Origin of the sequence: Peribacillus sp. V2I11 (genome assembly GCF_030817135.1) — a bacterium.
Classification (GTDB): domain Bacteria; phylum Bacillota; class Bacilli; order Bacillales; family DSM-1321; genus Peribacillus; species Peribacillus simplex.
Genome location: NZ_JAUSYW010000001.1, coordinates 4176130 through 4191021, shown reverse-complemented (window position 1 = coordinate 4191021; position 14892 = coordinate 4176130). Strand labels below are relative to the sequence as shown.

General features: G+C 41.7%; 18 protein-coding genes. 8 read left to right on the top strand and 10 right to left on the bottom strand.

The window, feature by feature from the left end; genetic code table 11:
• Positions 1-275: 275 nt before the first annotated feature.
• Positions 276-884: a superoxide dismutase SodA gene (gene sodA / locus QFZ73_RS20485; protein ID WP_034308436.1), complete on the bottom strand. Its 609-nt coding sequence runs from the start codon at positions 882-884 to the stop codon at positions 276-278.
• A gap of 143 nt (positions 885-1027) precedes the next feature.
• The gene (locus tag QFZ73_RS20480; RefSeq protein WP_307270050.1) at positions 1028-1513 is read right to left on the bottom strand and encodes a DUF456 domain-containing protein; all 486 of its coding nucleotides are present in this window, start codon (positions 1511-1513) and stop codon (positions 1028-1030) included.
• A 163-nt stretch (positions 1514-1676) separates the two neighbouring features.
• Between QFZ73_RS20480 and QFZ73_RS20475 the strand changes: the two genes are divergently transcribed.
• The 4 genes from QFZ73_RS20475 to ispG all read left to right on the top strand — a co-directional run bounded on the left by QFZ73_RS20475 (position 1677) and on the right by ispG (position 4538).
• Positions 1677-2444: a DUF1189 domain-containing protein gene (locus QFZ73_RS20475; protein ID WP_307270047.1), complete on the top strand. Its 768-nt coding sequence runs from the start codon at positions 1677-1679 to the stop codon at positions 2442-2444.
• A gap of 186 nt (positions 2445-2630) precedes the next feature.
• Positions 2631-2756 carry an anti-repressor SinI family protein gene (locus QFZ73_RS20470; RefSeq protein ID WP_251430848.1) on the top strand — a complete coding sequence of 42 codons (126 nt, stop codon included), beginning with the start codon at positions 2631-2633 and terminating at the stop codon, positions 2754-2756.
• Between the two features lie 123 nt (positions 2757-2879).
• Positions 2880-3212 carry a LysM peptidoglycan-binding domain-containing protein gene (locus QFZ73_RS20465; RefSeq protein ID WP_251430846.1) on the top strand — a complete coding sequence of 111 codons (333 nt, stop codon included), beginning with the start codon at positions 2880-2882 and terminating at the stop codon, positions 3210-3212.
• Positions 3213-3425: 213 nt separating this feature from the next.
• Positions 3426-4538, top strand: a complete 1113-nt coding sequence (gene ispG, locus QFZ73_RS20460) for a flavodoxin-dependent (E)-4-hydroxy-3-methylbut-2-enyl-diphosphate synthase (RefSeq protein WP_185116202.1) — start codon at positions 3426-3428, stop codon at positions 4536-4538.
• 91 nt (positions 4539-4629) lie between these two features.
• On the opposite strand, the gene QFZ73_RS20455 is transcribed toward ispG, so the two are convergent.
• Complete coding sequence (locus QFZ73_RS20455; protein ID WP_307270040.1) at positions 4630-5097, bottom strand: DUF4190 domain-containing protein; 468 nt, start codon at positions 5095-5097, stop codon at positions 4630-4632.
• A gap of 167 nt (positions 5098-5264) precedes the next feature.
• On the opposite strand from QFZ73_RS20455, the gene QFZ73_RS20450 reads away from it, so the two are divergent.
• Positions 5265-5849 (top strand): 5' nucleotidase, NT5C type, encoded by a 585-nt coding sequence (locus QFZ73_RS20450; RefSeq protein WP_251430840.1) that lies wholly within the window; start codon positions 5265-5267, stop codon positions 5847-5849.
• A 36-nt stretch (positions 5850-5885) separates the two neighbouring features.
• On the opposite strand, the gene QFZ73_RS20445 is transcribed toward QFZ73_RS20450, so the two are convergent.
• From QFZ73_RS20445 to QFZ73_RS20435, 3 genes are read right to left on the bottom strand one after another with little or no spacing between them, the layout of a single operon-like run.
• Positions 5886-6311: a Fur family transcriptional regulator gene (locus QFZ73_RS20445; protein ID WP_307270035.1), complete on the bottom strand. Its 426-nt coding sequence runs from the start codon at positions 6309-6311 to the stop codon at positions 5886-5888.
• A gap of 15 nt (positions 6312-6326) precedes the next feature.
• Positions 6327-7160: a metal ABC transporter permease gene (locus QFZ73_RS20440; RefSeq protein ID WP_063233033.1), complete on the bottom strand. Its 834-nt coding sequence runs from the start codon at positions 7158-7160 to the stop codon at positions 6327-6329.
• 21 nt (positions 7161-7181) lie between these two features.
• A complete protein-coding gene (locus tag QFZ73_RS20435; protein ID WP_307270030.1) occupies positions 7182-7946 on the bottom strand; it encodes a metal ABC transporter ATP-binding protein in 765 nt (254 codons plus the stop codon).
• A gap of 215 nt (positions 7947-8161) precedes the next feature.
• Here QFZ73_RS20435 and QFZ73_RS20430 point away from each other — a divergent pair, with 215 nt between their 5' ends.
• Positions 8162-8422 (top strand): DUF2624 family protein, encoded by a 261-nt coding sequence (locus QFZ73_RS20430; protein WP_063233031.1) that lies wholly within the window; start codon positions 8162-8164, stop codon positions 8420-8422.
• 102 nt (positions 8423-8524) lie between these two features.
• On the opposite strand, the gene QFZ73_RS20425 is transcribed toward QFZ73_RS20430, so the two are convergent.
• Together QFZ73_RS20425 and QFZ73_RS20420 are read right to left on the bottom strand one after the other, a co-directional pair.
• Positions 8525-9421 carry a deoxyribonuclease IV gene (locus tag QFZ73_RS20425; RefSeq protein ID WP_307270025.1) on the bottom strand — a complete coding sequence of 299 codons (897 nt, stop codon included), beginning with the start codon at positions 9419-9421 and terminating at the stop codon, positions 8525-8527.
• 12 nt (positions 9422-9433) lie between these two features.
• A complete protein-coding gene (locus tag QFZ73_RS20420; protein WP_251430829.1) occupies positions 9434-10747 on the bottom strand; it encodes a DEAD/DEAH box helicase in 1314 nt (437 codons plus the stop codon).
• Between the two features lie 403 nt (positions 10748-11150).
• Between QFZ73_RS20420 and vrrA the strand changes: the two genes are divergently transcribed.
• Positions 11151-11837 (top strand): VrrA/YqfQ family protein, encoded by a 687-nt coding sequence (gene vrrA, locus QFZ73_RS20415; RefSeq protein ID WP_307270022.1) that lies wholly within the window; start codon positions 11151-11153, stop codon positions 11835-11837.
• 126 nt (positions 11838-11963) lie between these two features.
• A complete protein-coding gene (locus tag QFZ73_RS20410) occupies positions 11964-12908 on the top strand; it encodes a 4-hydroxy-3-methylbut-2-enyl diphosphate reductase (RefSeq protein ID WP_307270020.1) in 945 nt (314 codons plus the stop codon).
• Between the two features lie 48 nt (positions 12909-12956).
• Here the strand turns inward: QFZ73_RS20410 and QFZ73_RS20405 are convergent, their stop codons facing one another.
• Together QFZ73_RS20405 and QFZ73_RS20400 are read right to left on the bottom strand one after the other, a co-directional pair.
• Positions 12957-14075 carry a Nif3-like dinuclear metal center hexameric protein gene (locus QFZ73_RS20405; RefSeq protein ID WP_307270018.1) on the bottom strand — a complete coding sequence of 373 codons (1119 nt, stop codon included), beginning with the start codon at positions 14073-14075 and terminating at the stop codon, positions 12957-12959.
• The gene (locus QFZ73_RS20400) at positions 14072-14779 is read right to left on the bottom strand and encodes a tRNA (adenine(22)-N(1))-methyltransferase (protein WP_307270015.1); all 708 of its coding nucleotides are present in this window, start codon (positions 14777-14779) and stop codon (positions 14072-14074) included. Before QFZ73_RS20400 ends, QFZ73_RS20405 begins: the two co-directional genes overlap by 4 nt.
• Positions 14780-14892 lie beyond the last annotated feature (113 nt).

Below are 14892 nucleotides of genomic sequence, written 5' to 3'. Positions count from 1 at the left end.
GAAGTAGTTGCACTTACACTGGTTTCCTTAAAAGCTCTTCCTTTTATATCAAGAACAGTGTAAAGAAAACTCTTCGACTGGCGAAGACAGAGTAGTAGTTGCTCTTACACTGGTTTCCTAAAAAGCTCTTCCTTTTATATCAAGAACAGTGTAAAGAAAACTCTTCGACTGGCGAAGACAGAGAAATAGTTGCACTTACCCTGGTTTCCTTAGAAACAAAAAAAAGACGGGCTCCCCTGAAAAGGGATTCCCGTCTATTGTTACCTGATTACAAATTATTTTGCAGCGCTGTAACGTTTTGCAACTTCATCCCAGTTTACAACATTCCAGAAAGAATTGATGTATTCAGGACGGCGGTTTTGGTAGTTTAGGTAGTAAGCATGTTCCCAAACGTCCAATCCAAGAAGTGGTGTTTTACCTTCTGATAATGGATTGTCTTGGTTTGGTGTACTTGTTACTTCCAACTCGCCATTGTTGACTGCAAGCCAAGCCCAGCCAGATCCAAAACGAGTGGTAGCCGCTTTAGCGAACTCTTCTTTAAAGCTGTCAAAGCTTCCGAATTTTGAAGTGATAGCATCCGCTAATTCACCAGTTGGTTGTCCGCCGCCGTTAGGTGAAAGGATTTCCCAGAATAAAGTGTGGTTAGCATGTCCTCCACCATTGTTGCGTACAGCTGTACGAACAGCTTCAGGTACTGCGTCAAGGTTAGCGACGATTTCTTCAACGCTTTTGCTTAGAAGTTCTTGGTTGCCTTCTAGCGCATTGTTCAGGTTTGTCACATATGTGTTGTGATGTTTAGTGTGGTGAATGTTCATTGTTTCTTTGTCGATGTGTGGTTCTAATGCATCATATGCATACGGTAATTGTGGAAGTTCAAAAGCCATAATAAAATTCCTCCCTATGTAAGCTGTTTTTTTGAGGGCTTCAGTTCCCGAAAGATACCTAAAGCTCGCTAGCAATAGAGTATCAAATTTTTGTAACCGTTTCAAACCTTATGCCTCAATTTTTCATTTTTCGATTATATTTCCTATGAGATTACCACGAATATAAAATATCCAATCATCAGAAGTTGAATGATGCCTTTTGTAATTACACTGCTTATAAAGCCTACAACGGAACCAAGGCCGATTTTGGAAGCAGTGACCGGGTCTTTTTTATGTACTAGGATCTCTGCCAGGAATGCCCCGATGAATGGACCAATTAGAATTCCGACGAACGGAATCACGAATGGCCCGAACAGAAGCCCAATCGTACTGCCCCAAACTCCAGCTTTCGTGCCGCCATATTTTTTGACCCCGACCATGTTTGCAATATAATCAGCTGCGAATAAAAGGATGACGAATAAAATTTGGACCGTCCAGAAAAACCAACCAAATGGTTCAAATGAATAAAATAGTCCATATAACAATATTCCGCCGAAAATGAATAAAACACTTGGGATGATAGGAAAAATCAGGCCGACAAAGCCCATTATGAACATGAGGATAATTATTACCCAAAATAGTGTATCCATAACTAAAACGCCCCTTTCTCATTTCATATATAATTTGCCTTTATCTCTCCATAATTGCCTCTTTACTGATGGTTGAAACCAATGAAGCAGAATACAGGTTGTTTTATTTTTCCCATATAGTTAAAATTGGTTAGGAATCTTATATAGTTAGGTGCTGAAAACATTGAACATATTCAAACAACTGTGGGTAAGCTTATATTCTCCTAAAGATATCGCTTCCTTTCAAAACCAAGGTATCGGGAAAACGATTTTATTCGTATTCTTTATAAGTCTCATCGCCTTTCTCCCTTCAGCTTTTTATTTCGGTACAATGGTAGTTGACGGGATAGATGCAATGCACGAAACAGTATCAGAGGACTTACCGGCATTTGAAATCAAAAATGGCACGTTGACGACTGAAAAGGATGAGCCATTTAGCCTGATTAAAAACGGATATCAAATTTTTGTAGATGGTACGGGGACCTTGACCCCGGAAGAAGTAGCTGCAAAAGCTGATGAGGCTGTCGCGCTTTTAAAGTCTGATCTGGTTTTCGTATCCGGAGGCAACATACAATCCTCTACATATTCCGTTCTGGAGGGAGATAATCAGGAAATATCCGCTTGGCTTGATTCAGTTGAATCTGTGCTGCCGATCATCCTTCCATTGCTTCTACTTATATTATACCTGTTTACCGCTAGCGGAATCTTCATTAAAGTGACAATCCTTGCCGCTTTCGGCCTTCTTTTCAAAAATGCTCTTGGCCGTTCTCTTTCCTATAGACATCTATGGAGAATTGCTGCTTACAGCATTACGCTTGCCACCATATTCTTCACCATCATGGATGCTTTTCAAGCTATTGTACCATTCGCTTCAATCATTAGCTGGTTTGTAACATTGATGATGTTATATTTATCCATTAAAGAAACATCAGCCGATAAAATCGGAAATTGACCCTAAAAGCAAAAAGATCCGGACCCACCTGGTTCGGATCTTTTTGCTTGCTTAAAATCGGGTAATCCATGCCTTTCCCCCGAATATGACTACAGTCATCATTTTTTATATCTACTTAATTCGACAAAATACTCACCAAGTTATTCCTATACTTATGATTGAAATAGTATTTAAGAGGTGATTGACATGAAGGAGAATAATATTGATGTACAGTGGTTGTTACTCATAATGGAGGCAAGAGAGATTGGTTTGACTCCAAAGGAAATTCGTTCCTTTCTTAGCATCCATTCAAATGATAAGGAAGTTACTTAACTGAAATAGAAAATTTGAATGGTCACTCTCACATTCCATTTGAAAAATCGCCCATTTTCAGGCATATTTTCAGCCCCCTCCAAGTATAGATGAATTAAAGACAAGCTTGGGAGGATGGAAAAATTGAAACGGCTACTGCTTTTTATCTCATTCTGTTTCACTTTATTTATTATTTATTTCGATCTGACTACGGGTACCCTGCCGGCTTCCCATCCACCTGCCTCTACAGACGAACCGGCCATACCGGCCAGTCAGCCTGCATCCGCACCATCTGCTGCTTATAAAGAAATCACCATGAAACCCGGGGATACCTTACTCTCCATCGTTGAAACGGAAAAAGGCGCATCCAATCAGCCAATCGAAACGATCATCTCTGACTTTCAAAGTTTGAATGAAGGATTGAATCCCGAAAATATGCAGATTGGCAAAACATATAAGATTCCCGTTTATAAATAACTGTCAAATGGGGATATGCGCGTTCACAAGAACTATTAAGGGGGATTTCCAAGTATCAGTTATATCCAGAAATAGGAAGTGTCTCATATTGAAAAAAGATTATGCGTCCTATTTCCTTGTCAAGCGGTATGTACATTGATACAATATTTCAGAGAAGCAAATTAAAAATCAAAACTGATTTTTTCCTAAAGGAGAGAATTCCACTTGAGTGAAATCATACATCGCACCAAGACGCGGCCAATTAAAGTCGGAAACTTAACGATTGGCGGCAATAATGAAGTTATAGTACAAAGCATGACAACTACAAAAACACATGATGTTGAAGCAACGGTAGCAGAAATCCTTCGTCTTGAAGAAGCGGGATGTCAAATCGTACGTGTCGCCTGTCCGGATGAAAGAGCAGCTGACGCAATCTCTGAGATAAAAAAACGGATAAACATCCCTCTTGTAGTCGATATTCATTTCGATTATAAACTTGCTCTGAAGGCAATTGAAGGCGGAGCGGATAAGATCAGGATAAATCCTGGTAACATCGGACGCCGTGAAAAGGTTGAAGCAGTCGTGAAAGCTGCGAAGGCTAAAGGAATCCCAATCCGCATCGGGGTCAATGCTGGTTCTCTCGAGAAGAAAATCATCGAGAAATATGGCTTCCCGACTGCCGATGGAATGGTGGAAAGTGCTTTACACCATATCAAGATCCTGGAAGATCTCGATTTTCATGACATTATCGTTTCCATGAAGGCTTCCGATGTGAATTTAGCCATCGAAGCATATGAAAAAGCTTCAAAAGCATTCGATTATCCTTTACATCTTGGGATAACGGAATCAGGTACACTGTTCTCCGGGACCGTAAAAAGCGCTGCCGGACTAGGTGCCATCCTAAGTCAGGGTATCGGAAGCACGATGCGTGTTTCCTTAAGTGCCGATCCTGTTGAAGAAGTGAAGGTGGCAAGGGAGCTTCTAAAAGTATTTGGCCTTGCTTCTAACATGGCCACTTTAATTTCCTGCCCTACTTGCGGTCGAATCGAGATTGATTTGATTTCTATCGCCAATGAAGTTGAAGAGTACATCCAGACGGTTAAGGCACCAATCAAGGTATCTGTGCTTGGTTGTGCGGTAAACGGTCCTGGAGAAGCCCGTGAGGCTGATATCGGCATAGCAGGTGCCCGTGGTGAAGGTTTACTGTTTAGAAAAGGTCAAATCGTACGTAAAGTGCCTGAAGAGACGATGGTCGAGGAACTGAAAAAGGAAATTGACAAAATCGCTGAAGAGTACTATGAAAAACAAAGAGCGGAAGCTGCTGCTGCAGCTTTACTAAATAAATGAAACAAAAAATCCCGAATTTTCATAATCGGGATTTTTTGTTTCATTTGAAAAACCCTTTGATGCATAATGACATCAAAGGGTTTAATGGTGCTTAAAAGAACGGCAGGATGAATATGCCAACGATGATGGAGACTGCGCCAATGACGATGGCCCATGTACCCAAGTTCGATCCCCTGCTTCTGGCCACTATCCCTACAATGATACCCACAATCCCTAAAATGAAAGGCATCATGAATAAAGATATAATGGAGATGATCAAAGCTATGACACCAATCACTTTCCCTCTTGATGCCACATCCCCGGAATCATCAGCCTCTACAGGCTCATCCCTATAAGACCTGATTCGCTGAGGCGGTGTTGAAATTTCGGCAGACGTTTCTTCCTGATACCGGTTATCCATATTGGTTATGGTCCCACGACTTTCATACCGTCTGTCATCTTCAGGTGTATCTTCATTATAATACCGCTCATGAAGCTGATCATCCACAACGGTTGGTTCACTGCCCTCTTTGGCCAATTGCATTTTATCGTCAATACTGGAGTATTGATCTTTTTCCATTCGTGCATCCCTCACTTTCGTTTGTGAAGCATTTATAGTGTATGTAAAAATTGCAGGAACCAACGTGAAAATGGTTTCATGTCTTGGAAATAAATACGGGTTTTTACCAAAGCTACGATGGGATATGTTACACTATTACAAGTATTGAAAATGAGGAGAGATTCATCATGAAAAAACGTTTTGGCATCGATATAGACGGGACTGTTACAAGACCTGATTCCATGGTCCCCTTTTTAAATAAAGCTTTTCAGCTTAATTTAGCTTATGAAGACATTACCGAATATGACTTATTACCCTTCGTGAATGTTCCAAAAGAGGATTTCACTAAATGGTTCATTGAGAGCGAGCCACTCATCTATTCCGAATCTTTATTGGCTGAGGGTGCGAAGGATGTATTGGAAAAATGGACAGAACAAGCTAACCTTTATTTCATCAGTGCCAGGAGCAACCGTTTATTGGATGTAACCAAGAATTGGTTCACGACGAATGAAGTCCTATATGATCATATAGAGCTTGTAGGTTCACACGATAAAGTGGCTGCAGCCAAAAAATTCGAAGTCGATCTCTTTTTAGAGGACAAGCACGACAATGCAGTTGCGATTTCAGAAGAGTGTAAAATACCCGTGATTTTATTTAATACTCCCTATAACCAAGATCCCGTGCCTGAAAGGGTGATTCGGGTCAACAATTGGCAAGAAGCCTCTGCCTGGGTGAATAATTGGATGTCAGGGAAACCGGTAACTATAAAATGAGACAAGAAAAAACCATTGACTGGAGGTCAATGGTTTTTATGCTTCCAAAGATACGCTACATGCGGGACAGCGTCCGTAAATTTCGAATTTATGCCCTGAAACATCGTAGTCCTTCAAGCTTTCCTGAAGTTCCTGCATCGGGCACAATTCGATTTCTTTCGTTTTTCCACAATTCAAACAGATGAAGTGGTGATGGTGGGAAGAATGACCGCATGTAAAACGAAAATGCTTCTCCCCTTCCAACTCGGTCGTTTCAAAGATGCCCAGTTCGACAAATAAGGAAAGATTTCTATAAATCGTATCGAAGCTTAAACCAGGATAATCCTGTTTCATATTCTCCAATACATTTTTTGCCGTTAAATATTTATCGCTGGAAGAGAAAAGCTGAAGCATTTCTTCCCTCTTTCCTGTATGTTTAAAACCTTTATCTTTTAATAGTTGCATGGCTGTAGTTACGTTCAAAATACATCACCCCATCTATCGATTTTTCCACTTATCAAACAAAATTGACAAGATGAGAATTAGCACAGCTATTATTACAATGGTCCCACCAGGAGCGAGATCAAGGTTGTATGATAAAAATAATCCGCCTATGACAGAAACTTCACCGAATAATACCGAATAGCCAATCATCTGCTTAAAGCCCTTCGCAAAGCGGAGACTAGCAGCTACCGGGAGCGTCATCAGCGAAGAAACAAGTAATATGCCAATGATTTTCATGGAAGCGGCAATGACCAATGCGACCATGACAATAAAAATAAAATGAATAGCTTTATAAGGTATTCCAGACGCTTTGGCATGCTCTTCATCAAAAGATAACAGAAATAATTCTTTATACAATAAGGTAAGCATCAAGGCAACGACTATCCCCACTGCCAAAATGACATACAAGTCCGCCCGGCTGACGGCACTGACACTACCGAATAAATAACCATATAAATCGGTATTGAAACCATCTGCAATGGATATGAAAATGACACTAAGTCCCATGCCGCCGGACATTATGATCGGGATTGCAAGCTCTTGGTAATGCTTGTACACCCCTCTTAATTTTTCAATGAATAATGAACCACCTACAGAAAACGCCATTCCTATATAAAGTGGATTCAATCCTGCTAGAGATAGAAAGCTCTTCTGCAGCAATAAACTAAACGCTATACCAGCAAGCGCGACATGACTGAGCGCATCGGAAATCATCGACATCCGCCTTACCACGACAAAAACGCCCACTAATGGCGCAATCGCTCCGATGATGATTCCGGTCAAGAATGCGTTCTGCAAAAATTCAAATTGCAATATCCCCGATATCATTGGGCTATCCTCCAAAACATATTAATGATCATGATTTAAAAATTGGACGTCATGTCCATAAATGGACGAGAGTTCACCTTCATCCAACTCATTATATTCACAGGCATCCCCGTGAAAATGAAGCTTTTTATTTAAGCAGGCGACATGTGTGACTTTATCGGTCACAGTACCAACATCATGGGTTACTAAAATCAGGGTTATTCCTAATTTTTTATTCAACATCTCAAGCATTTCATAAAATTGGTGGACGTTTTTAGAATCAACGCCAACCGTGGGCTCATCCAATATCATCAATTCCGGCTCGCTGACCAGTGAACGGGCAATGAATACCCTCTGCTGCTGGCCTCCGGACAATTCCCCGATATTGCGGTTCTGATATTCAAGCATGTCCACGGATTCCAGAGCCTTCTTCACCTTTTGCTTATCCTCTTTGCCAGCAAACTTGAATAAGCCTATTTTTTTGGTCAAACCGCTCTGAACCACCTCAAATACAGTGGCAGGGAATCCTGAATTGAAGGAATTCGCCTTTTGGGAAACGAACCCGACCTTTTGCCAATCTTTAAAGCGCCGAATGTCTTCCCCGAATATTTCAATTTTCCCCTTTTGGAGCTTGAACAAACCAAGCAGCAACTTCAAAAGCGTTGATTTACCGGATCCATTCGGCCCGACTATAGCTAGAAAGGCCCCTCTGGGAATTTCAAGCGAAACATGTTCCAGCACTAGATCTTTTGTATATTTGTAAGATATATCTTCAAATTTAACTATGGGCTTTACTACATTATCCAAAGAGATCACCTATTTTTTAAGAATCATTACGATTAACAATCGTTAGTATAAATCAAAGAAGTCCAGATGTAAAGAATCCGGTCCTTTGAACAAGTGACGATCCGCCCTGAACCATCAAAAAAATGTTAACTTAAACAATTTCCCAAAAATCAAATAAAGTTTCATGTTCACATACGTCTTCCCCCTTCATATGTTTTAACAAAGGAGGAGATTGTTTGAAATTATTTGAAATGATGGTCAATCATAAAATCAACAGTATACGCCCTGATGAATTGCTTTCCCTTGCTAAACAGCATAAGGTTGCACTTACCCAAAAACAAGCACAGGATATTACTGCACTCCTAGCAGGTAAAAATATTAACATTTTTGATATACGTCAAAGACAGAACGTACTTGGTCAAATTACAAAAGTTGCCGGAGCAAGCACAGCCAGGGAAATAGAATCCCTTTTTAACAACCTTACTTCCACTTTTTAAAGGATCTTAGTGTACTTTCCGGCAGTCTTGAATGGGCATACTTAAACCAAAATGAAAGGACGATTCATCTTTATTTCGATGAATCGTCCCTTTCTATTATGATTATTGTTGGAATTTGATCTTTTCCAATAAATCTTCTTCAAACTGTTTATTCTTGAACATATCAATTTCAAATTTATATGGTGCCTTTTTATCTTTTTTGTCTTCCCCTACATAAGGTGTTTCCAGGATTTTCGGTACAGTGCTTAATTGCGGATGATGGACAATTTCGTTCAACGCCTTAAAGCCGATATGGCCAAATCCAATGTTTTCATGGCGGTCCTTACGTGTGCCCCGTTCGTTTTTGCTATCGTTAATATGAAGGACCTTGATGCGTTCAACACCGACCAATTTATCAAATTCATTCAGTACGCCATCAAAATCCTCGATGATATTATATCCAGCATCATGAGTATGGCAAGTATCGAAGCATACCGATAATTTTTCATTATGGGTCACACCATCAATGATCATCGCCAGTTCCTCGAAAGACCTGCCACATTCTGTGCCTTTACCCGCCATCGTTTCAAGGGCAATCTGCACTTTATCGTCGGCAGTCAGAACTTCATTCAAACCTTCGATGATTCTCTTGATTCCCAGTTCACTGCCTACACCGACATGCGCACCTGGATGAAGTACGATTTGTCTTGCGCCAATCGCTTCGGTCCGATCGATTTCGCTGCGTAAGAAGTTGACTCCAAGCTCATATGTGGCTGGATTCGTGGTATTTCCTATATTAATGATATACGGGGCATGAACAACGATATCACTGATTCCATTTTCTTCCATATGCAGTCTTCCGGCTTCGATATTTAAATCCTCGATTTTTTTACGTCTTGTGTTTTGAGGGGCCCCTGTATAGACCATGAATGTGTTGGAGCCATACGAAGCCGCTTCTTGACTCGCAGCAAGAAGCATACCTTTCCCGCTCATCGAAACATGCGATCCAATCTTCAGCATCTGATTTCTCCCCTATTTCTTTCTCTGTATACGACGTTCACGTTTTTTAAAGTTTTCCACATCTCGTTGAATTTTCTTCTTGTATCCTGGCTTGACTTTAGTTGGCTTCTTGACGTGCCTGCTCGCTTTAACATCGATTTCAGATTTTTGTTTTTTACGGTTTTTCCGTTTATTACGTTCGTCGATATCAACCCAATCACCGTTTTGGATATCGGCATCACGGAATTCAATGCCCATTTTTTCAAGGCGGTTCAATGAATCTTCATCAGAAGTATCGTAAATGGTAGTGGCAATGCCTGAATATCCTGCACGAGCCGTCCTTCCCGTCCTATGGATGTAAAAATCCAAATCTGAAGGCAATTCATAGTTAATGATATGACTTACACCTTCAATATCGATTCCACGGGAAGCCAGATCTGTCGCAACGATGAATTGATACTCCAAATCATTGATTTGCTTCATCATTTTTTTACGCTCACGAGGCGATAAATCACCATGAATACGGCCGACATTCAACCCTTTTTCGATCAAGGAGTTAGCCACATGATCCGCCATTTTCTTTGTGTTCGTGAAAACAATCGCCAAATATGGATTATAACGAACGATGATATCATGAAGTAACTGCTCTCTGTTACGGTGGCGAAGCGGTACAAGAACATGTTCAATTTTCGAAGCGGTCGCCTGCTTTGGATTCACTTGAACATACTTTGGATTCTCCATATATTTATTTAAAAACGGCTTCAATTTTTCTGGGATGGTTGCCGAAAAGACAAGCATTTGAATTTTTTCAGCCATACGTGATGCAAATAAATCGACATCTTCAATGAATCCCATGTCTAGCATAAGGTCCGCTTCATCGACTACAAGCATTTTTGCTGTATACACCTGTAGTGCCTGAGCTTCAACCAAATCCTTGATCCGGCCCGGCGTACCGATTACCAGTTGCGGCTGTGTCTTCAATTTATCTATCATACGCTGTTTATCAGTACCACCGATGAAACAACGGACTTGAATCTGCTCATCCTCAGGGAAATGGTCAGCAATTTTCAAAGCTTCTTTGTAGATTTGGTTCGCTAACTCACGGGTTGGTGCGGAAATAATAGCTTGAACCTCGTTTTTACCAGCATCAAGCCTGTTCATGATCGGCAGCAAATAGGAATGTGTCTTTCCTGTACCTGTCTGCGACTGTCCAATTAAGCTACTTCCCTTTAAAAGCGACGGAAGAACGCGCTCTTGAATTTCCGTCGGCTTATCGAACCCTAAAGTACGAACCGCATCTAGAATGTAGCTTTTCAAATTAAATCGTTCAAATTGATTTTGTTTCATCAAAAAACTCCTTTATCCTGTCAGTCATTAGACATGTCCTGTTATTATAATAAATTTTACACAGAAAGCGCAAGCGCCTGAGTTGCTCGTGAAGAAAATAGGGATTGTCCCAAAATGGGCAGGCAATCAACTTATTTTTCACTGTGACCCATTTACTTAAATCACAAAAGCGCATGCGCTGAGGCTAGTTCTCTTAAAATGGACTCCTGCAAACGAAAAGCCCCTGTCCTGGTCATAGCGTATCCCCCGCAGACATGGAGCTAAAAGACTACCGTTACCATCTTACCTTCTTTCCGGTTACTTCACAACTGCCCAGTCACTCTTTCCTCAAACCTTTTTTGTCGAGTTGCATAATTTATATAGAAGATTACACCAGCATATAAAAACTTAGGAGGTGAAACCTATGTTCCCAAATGGTAATCGTCAACCCGGACCCGGTTTTCAGCCACCCAATGGCCGAAGGATGCAGCAGCACCCTGCTCCATTCAGACAGTCACCGCAAATCCCCCACCCTTATCAGCAGATGCAGCGGCCGATGTTTCAAAACCGACGGCAGGGGCCACAGGGACCACAAGGTTTCGGAGGCCCTTTCATCCAACCGCAGCGGCAGGAAATGCCGCCAGTAAAGAAAGAAGGGTTATTGTCAAAAATACTTGGTAAGTCGAAACAAAAGGCAGCTTCACCCAATTTGTTTGCGCCGGCTGCTTCCACTAACCGAAGTTCTTCAAGAAGCGGCGGAGGCGGTATCTTAGAAACATTAAAAAATCCCGATTCCCTTAATAATATGCTTTCCAACACGCAAAAAGTGTTGCAAGCAGCGGAACAATTCACGCCTATGGTGGAACAATACGGACCAGTGATTAAAAACCTGCCTTCCATGTGGAAAGTTTTCCGGAGCATATCATCAGCCGGTGATACCGAGGACCAGGGGGCTTCCGTTGAAAGCGGGCCCAATGTTGAGGCACAAAAAAACAGTGATGTAAAAACGGATTCGAAGAAAAAAGAAAAAGCTGAAGAAGCTAACCCCAGCACCCAAGTTCGTACCGAAACCAAAAGGAAAAGATCATCCGGTCCCAAGCTTTATATTTAAAGTCTACAAAAAATTCACCAATAACTGATTTTATGTAAATATGATGTTTTGTAATATCATCTATGGTCTTATATAATAGAAAGGTATAAAAAGTGAGAGTTTCTTGCCTTGAAGGAGGACACATAGATGAAAGTGATTAAAATTTCCCCGCGCGGCTATTGTTATGGCGTTGTCGATGCCATGGTGATCGCCCGTAATGCGGCTTTAGATAAAACCTTGCCACGTCCCATCTACATTTTAGGAATGATCGTGCATAACAAACATGTGACGGATGCTTTTGAAGAAGAAGGAATCATCACATTGGATGGCAGCAACCGCAACGATATCATCGAACAGGTGGACAGCGGAACCGTCATCTTTACTGCTCACGGCGTTTCACCTGAGATTAGGAAGATCGCTGAGAAAAAAGGTCTTGTCACGCTCGATGCAACATGTCCCGATGTTACCGCAACACATGACTTAATTCGGGAAAAAGAAGCGGAAGGCTATCAAATCATTTATATTGGCAAAAAAGGCCATCCGGAACCAGAGGGTGCTGTCGGAGTTGCACCCGATGTCGTTCACCTGGTTCAAAAGGATGAAGATGTTGCAGCCTTGACTTTGAATAGTGATAAAATCATTGTCACCAATCAAACAACGATGAGCCAATGGGATGTTTTGGATATCATGGATAAGGTCAAGGAAAAGTTCCCACATGCCGAAGTCCATAAGGAAATTTGTTTAGCGACACAGGTTCGCCAAGAAGCGGTTGCCGAGCAAGCTGGCCAAGCAGATGTTTTAATCGTTGTCGGGGACCCCAAGAGTAATAATTCAAACCGCCTTGCACAAGTTTCCCAAGAGATTGCCGGTACGAGAGCTTATCGGATCGCTGACATTTCCGAGCTGAACCTTGAATGGCTAAAAGATGCAGAAACGGTTGCCGTCACTTCGGGGGCTTCCACACCAACTCCGATCACGAAAGAAGTTATCGCATTTCTAGAGCAATATGAAGCAAATGATGAATCGACTTGGAATACCGAAAAGAAAACGCCATTGCATAAGATTTTACCTAAGATTAAAGTGAAGAAATGATTGAACAAAAACAAAGGCAGCCACTAAGGGCTGCCTTTTTCGTGTTATTTAAATGAAGCGGAAAGGGTCTGTATTCAGCCGGGACGGAATGAATTCCACATCGTAGTTCTTTTCGCGGCACATTTTTTCAAGAATTCTTGCTACACCTTTTTTCATCACCTTTTCAACATTGTGGCCTGGATCCACGATATTCAATCCAATCATCATCGCGTCATGGGCAGTATGATAATACATGTCACCTGTAACGTATACATCTGCTCCCTTGAATTTCGCTGTCGTAAAGTATTTATTGCCATCCCCGCCCAAAACGGCCACTTTTTTTATGGGACTTTGCAAATCTCCAACGACACGCACCTTTTCAACATCGAGTGTCCGCTTCACATGTTCGGAAAATTGTTCAAGTGTCATTTCTTCAGAAAGTACACCAATCTTCCCTAAGCCAAGAGACTCCCCTTTATTCTCCAGTTTATATATATCGTGAGCAACTTCTTCATATGGATGGGCTTTAATCATCGCAGCTAGCACTTTCTTCTCGATATTTTCCGGGAATATCGTTTCAACCCGCATTTCAGCTACTTCTTCAAGCTTTCCTTTAGAGCCAATTCCCGGTTCACTGCCTTCACCTGGCAAGAAGCGCCCGGTACCTTCCCCCGAAAACGAACAATTTCTGTAATTCCCGATCGCTCCCGCCCCTGCCTTACCTAGGGCTTCCCTCACCTTTTGTTCGTCGGTCTTTGGAACATATACGACCAATTTCTTTAGAGCTGTCTCGTAAGTTGGAATCAATACCTCTGTGTCCTGCAATTGTAGCGCTTCGGCAAGTAAATCATTCACCCCGCCCTTAGCAACATCCAAATTGGTATGTGCAGCATAAACAGCGATATCATGTTTGATCAGCTTTTCGATGATGCGGCCTCCAGCTGCGTTTGTATCGATCCTTTTCAATGGTCGGTAAATAAGCGGATGGTGGGCGATGATCAATTCCACGCCATGTTCTATCGCTTCGTCTACAACCTCTTCCAGCACATCAAGGGCAATCAGCACCTTAGTAACCGGCTTATTGAGCTGGCCTACATGCAGCCCGATCGGATCTCCCTCCATTGCATAATGCTTTGGGGAGAATTGTTCAAACGCTTCAATGATTTTGTGACCATTCACTGTCTTCAACCTTTAAGCACCTCCTCAATTACTGAAATTTGGGATTTTAATTCATTGCGCTTCGTTTCCAGCCCGCTTCTACCGCTTTCATCCAATTGTTCGATGATTCTTTCCAAATGTTTTTTCTCAAGCTGCCATTTTTTTATGAAAATGTCACTGAATTGCTCTCTTAGGTATGGTCCGAAAATGAGGCCGGCTTGCTTGTTTACTCGATAAGGGCGGAGCGGATCTCCTTTTCCGGCAATTAAGATCTCATAGATTTTCCCGTCTTCCTCAAGGATTTCCTCTCCACTAAGTTCCCAGCCGTTATCGATCAGCCAGCTGCGAACATTAGCTGCACCGACATTAGGCTGAAGGATAAGCCTTTCTGCCTTGCCGAGTTTCCCTTTTCCGCTTTCCAATATACTTGATATTAAAGTCCCTCCCATGCCTGCAATCGTAATGCATGTCGCTTCATCGGGATTCAATACTTCAAGCCCGTCTCCTTTACGGACCTCTATCTTGTCCCCAAGCCCCGTCATTGCCACTTGCTTGCGTGCTGACTGATAGGGCCCTTCTACAACCTCACCAGCTATAGCGCTGTCACACAAGCCGTTAGTCACCGCATAGCACGGCAAGTAAGCATGGTCTGACCCTATATCTGCAAGGATGCTTCCTTTTGGTATATGTATGGCAACACGTTCTAATCTCATCGATAGTTTTTCATGATTCATATTTATCAACTCTCTTAATTCAAATAATGTCTTACTATAATTAGTTTCCCATTCGATTATACCAAGTTCAATCGAAAAATTACAGAAAGGAGAAATAGGACTCTTTCTATCAG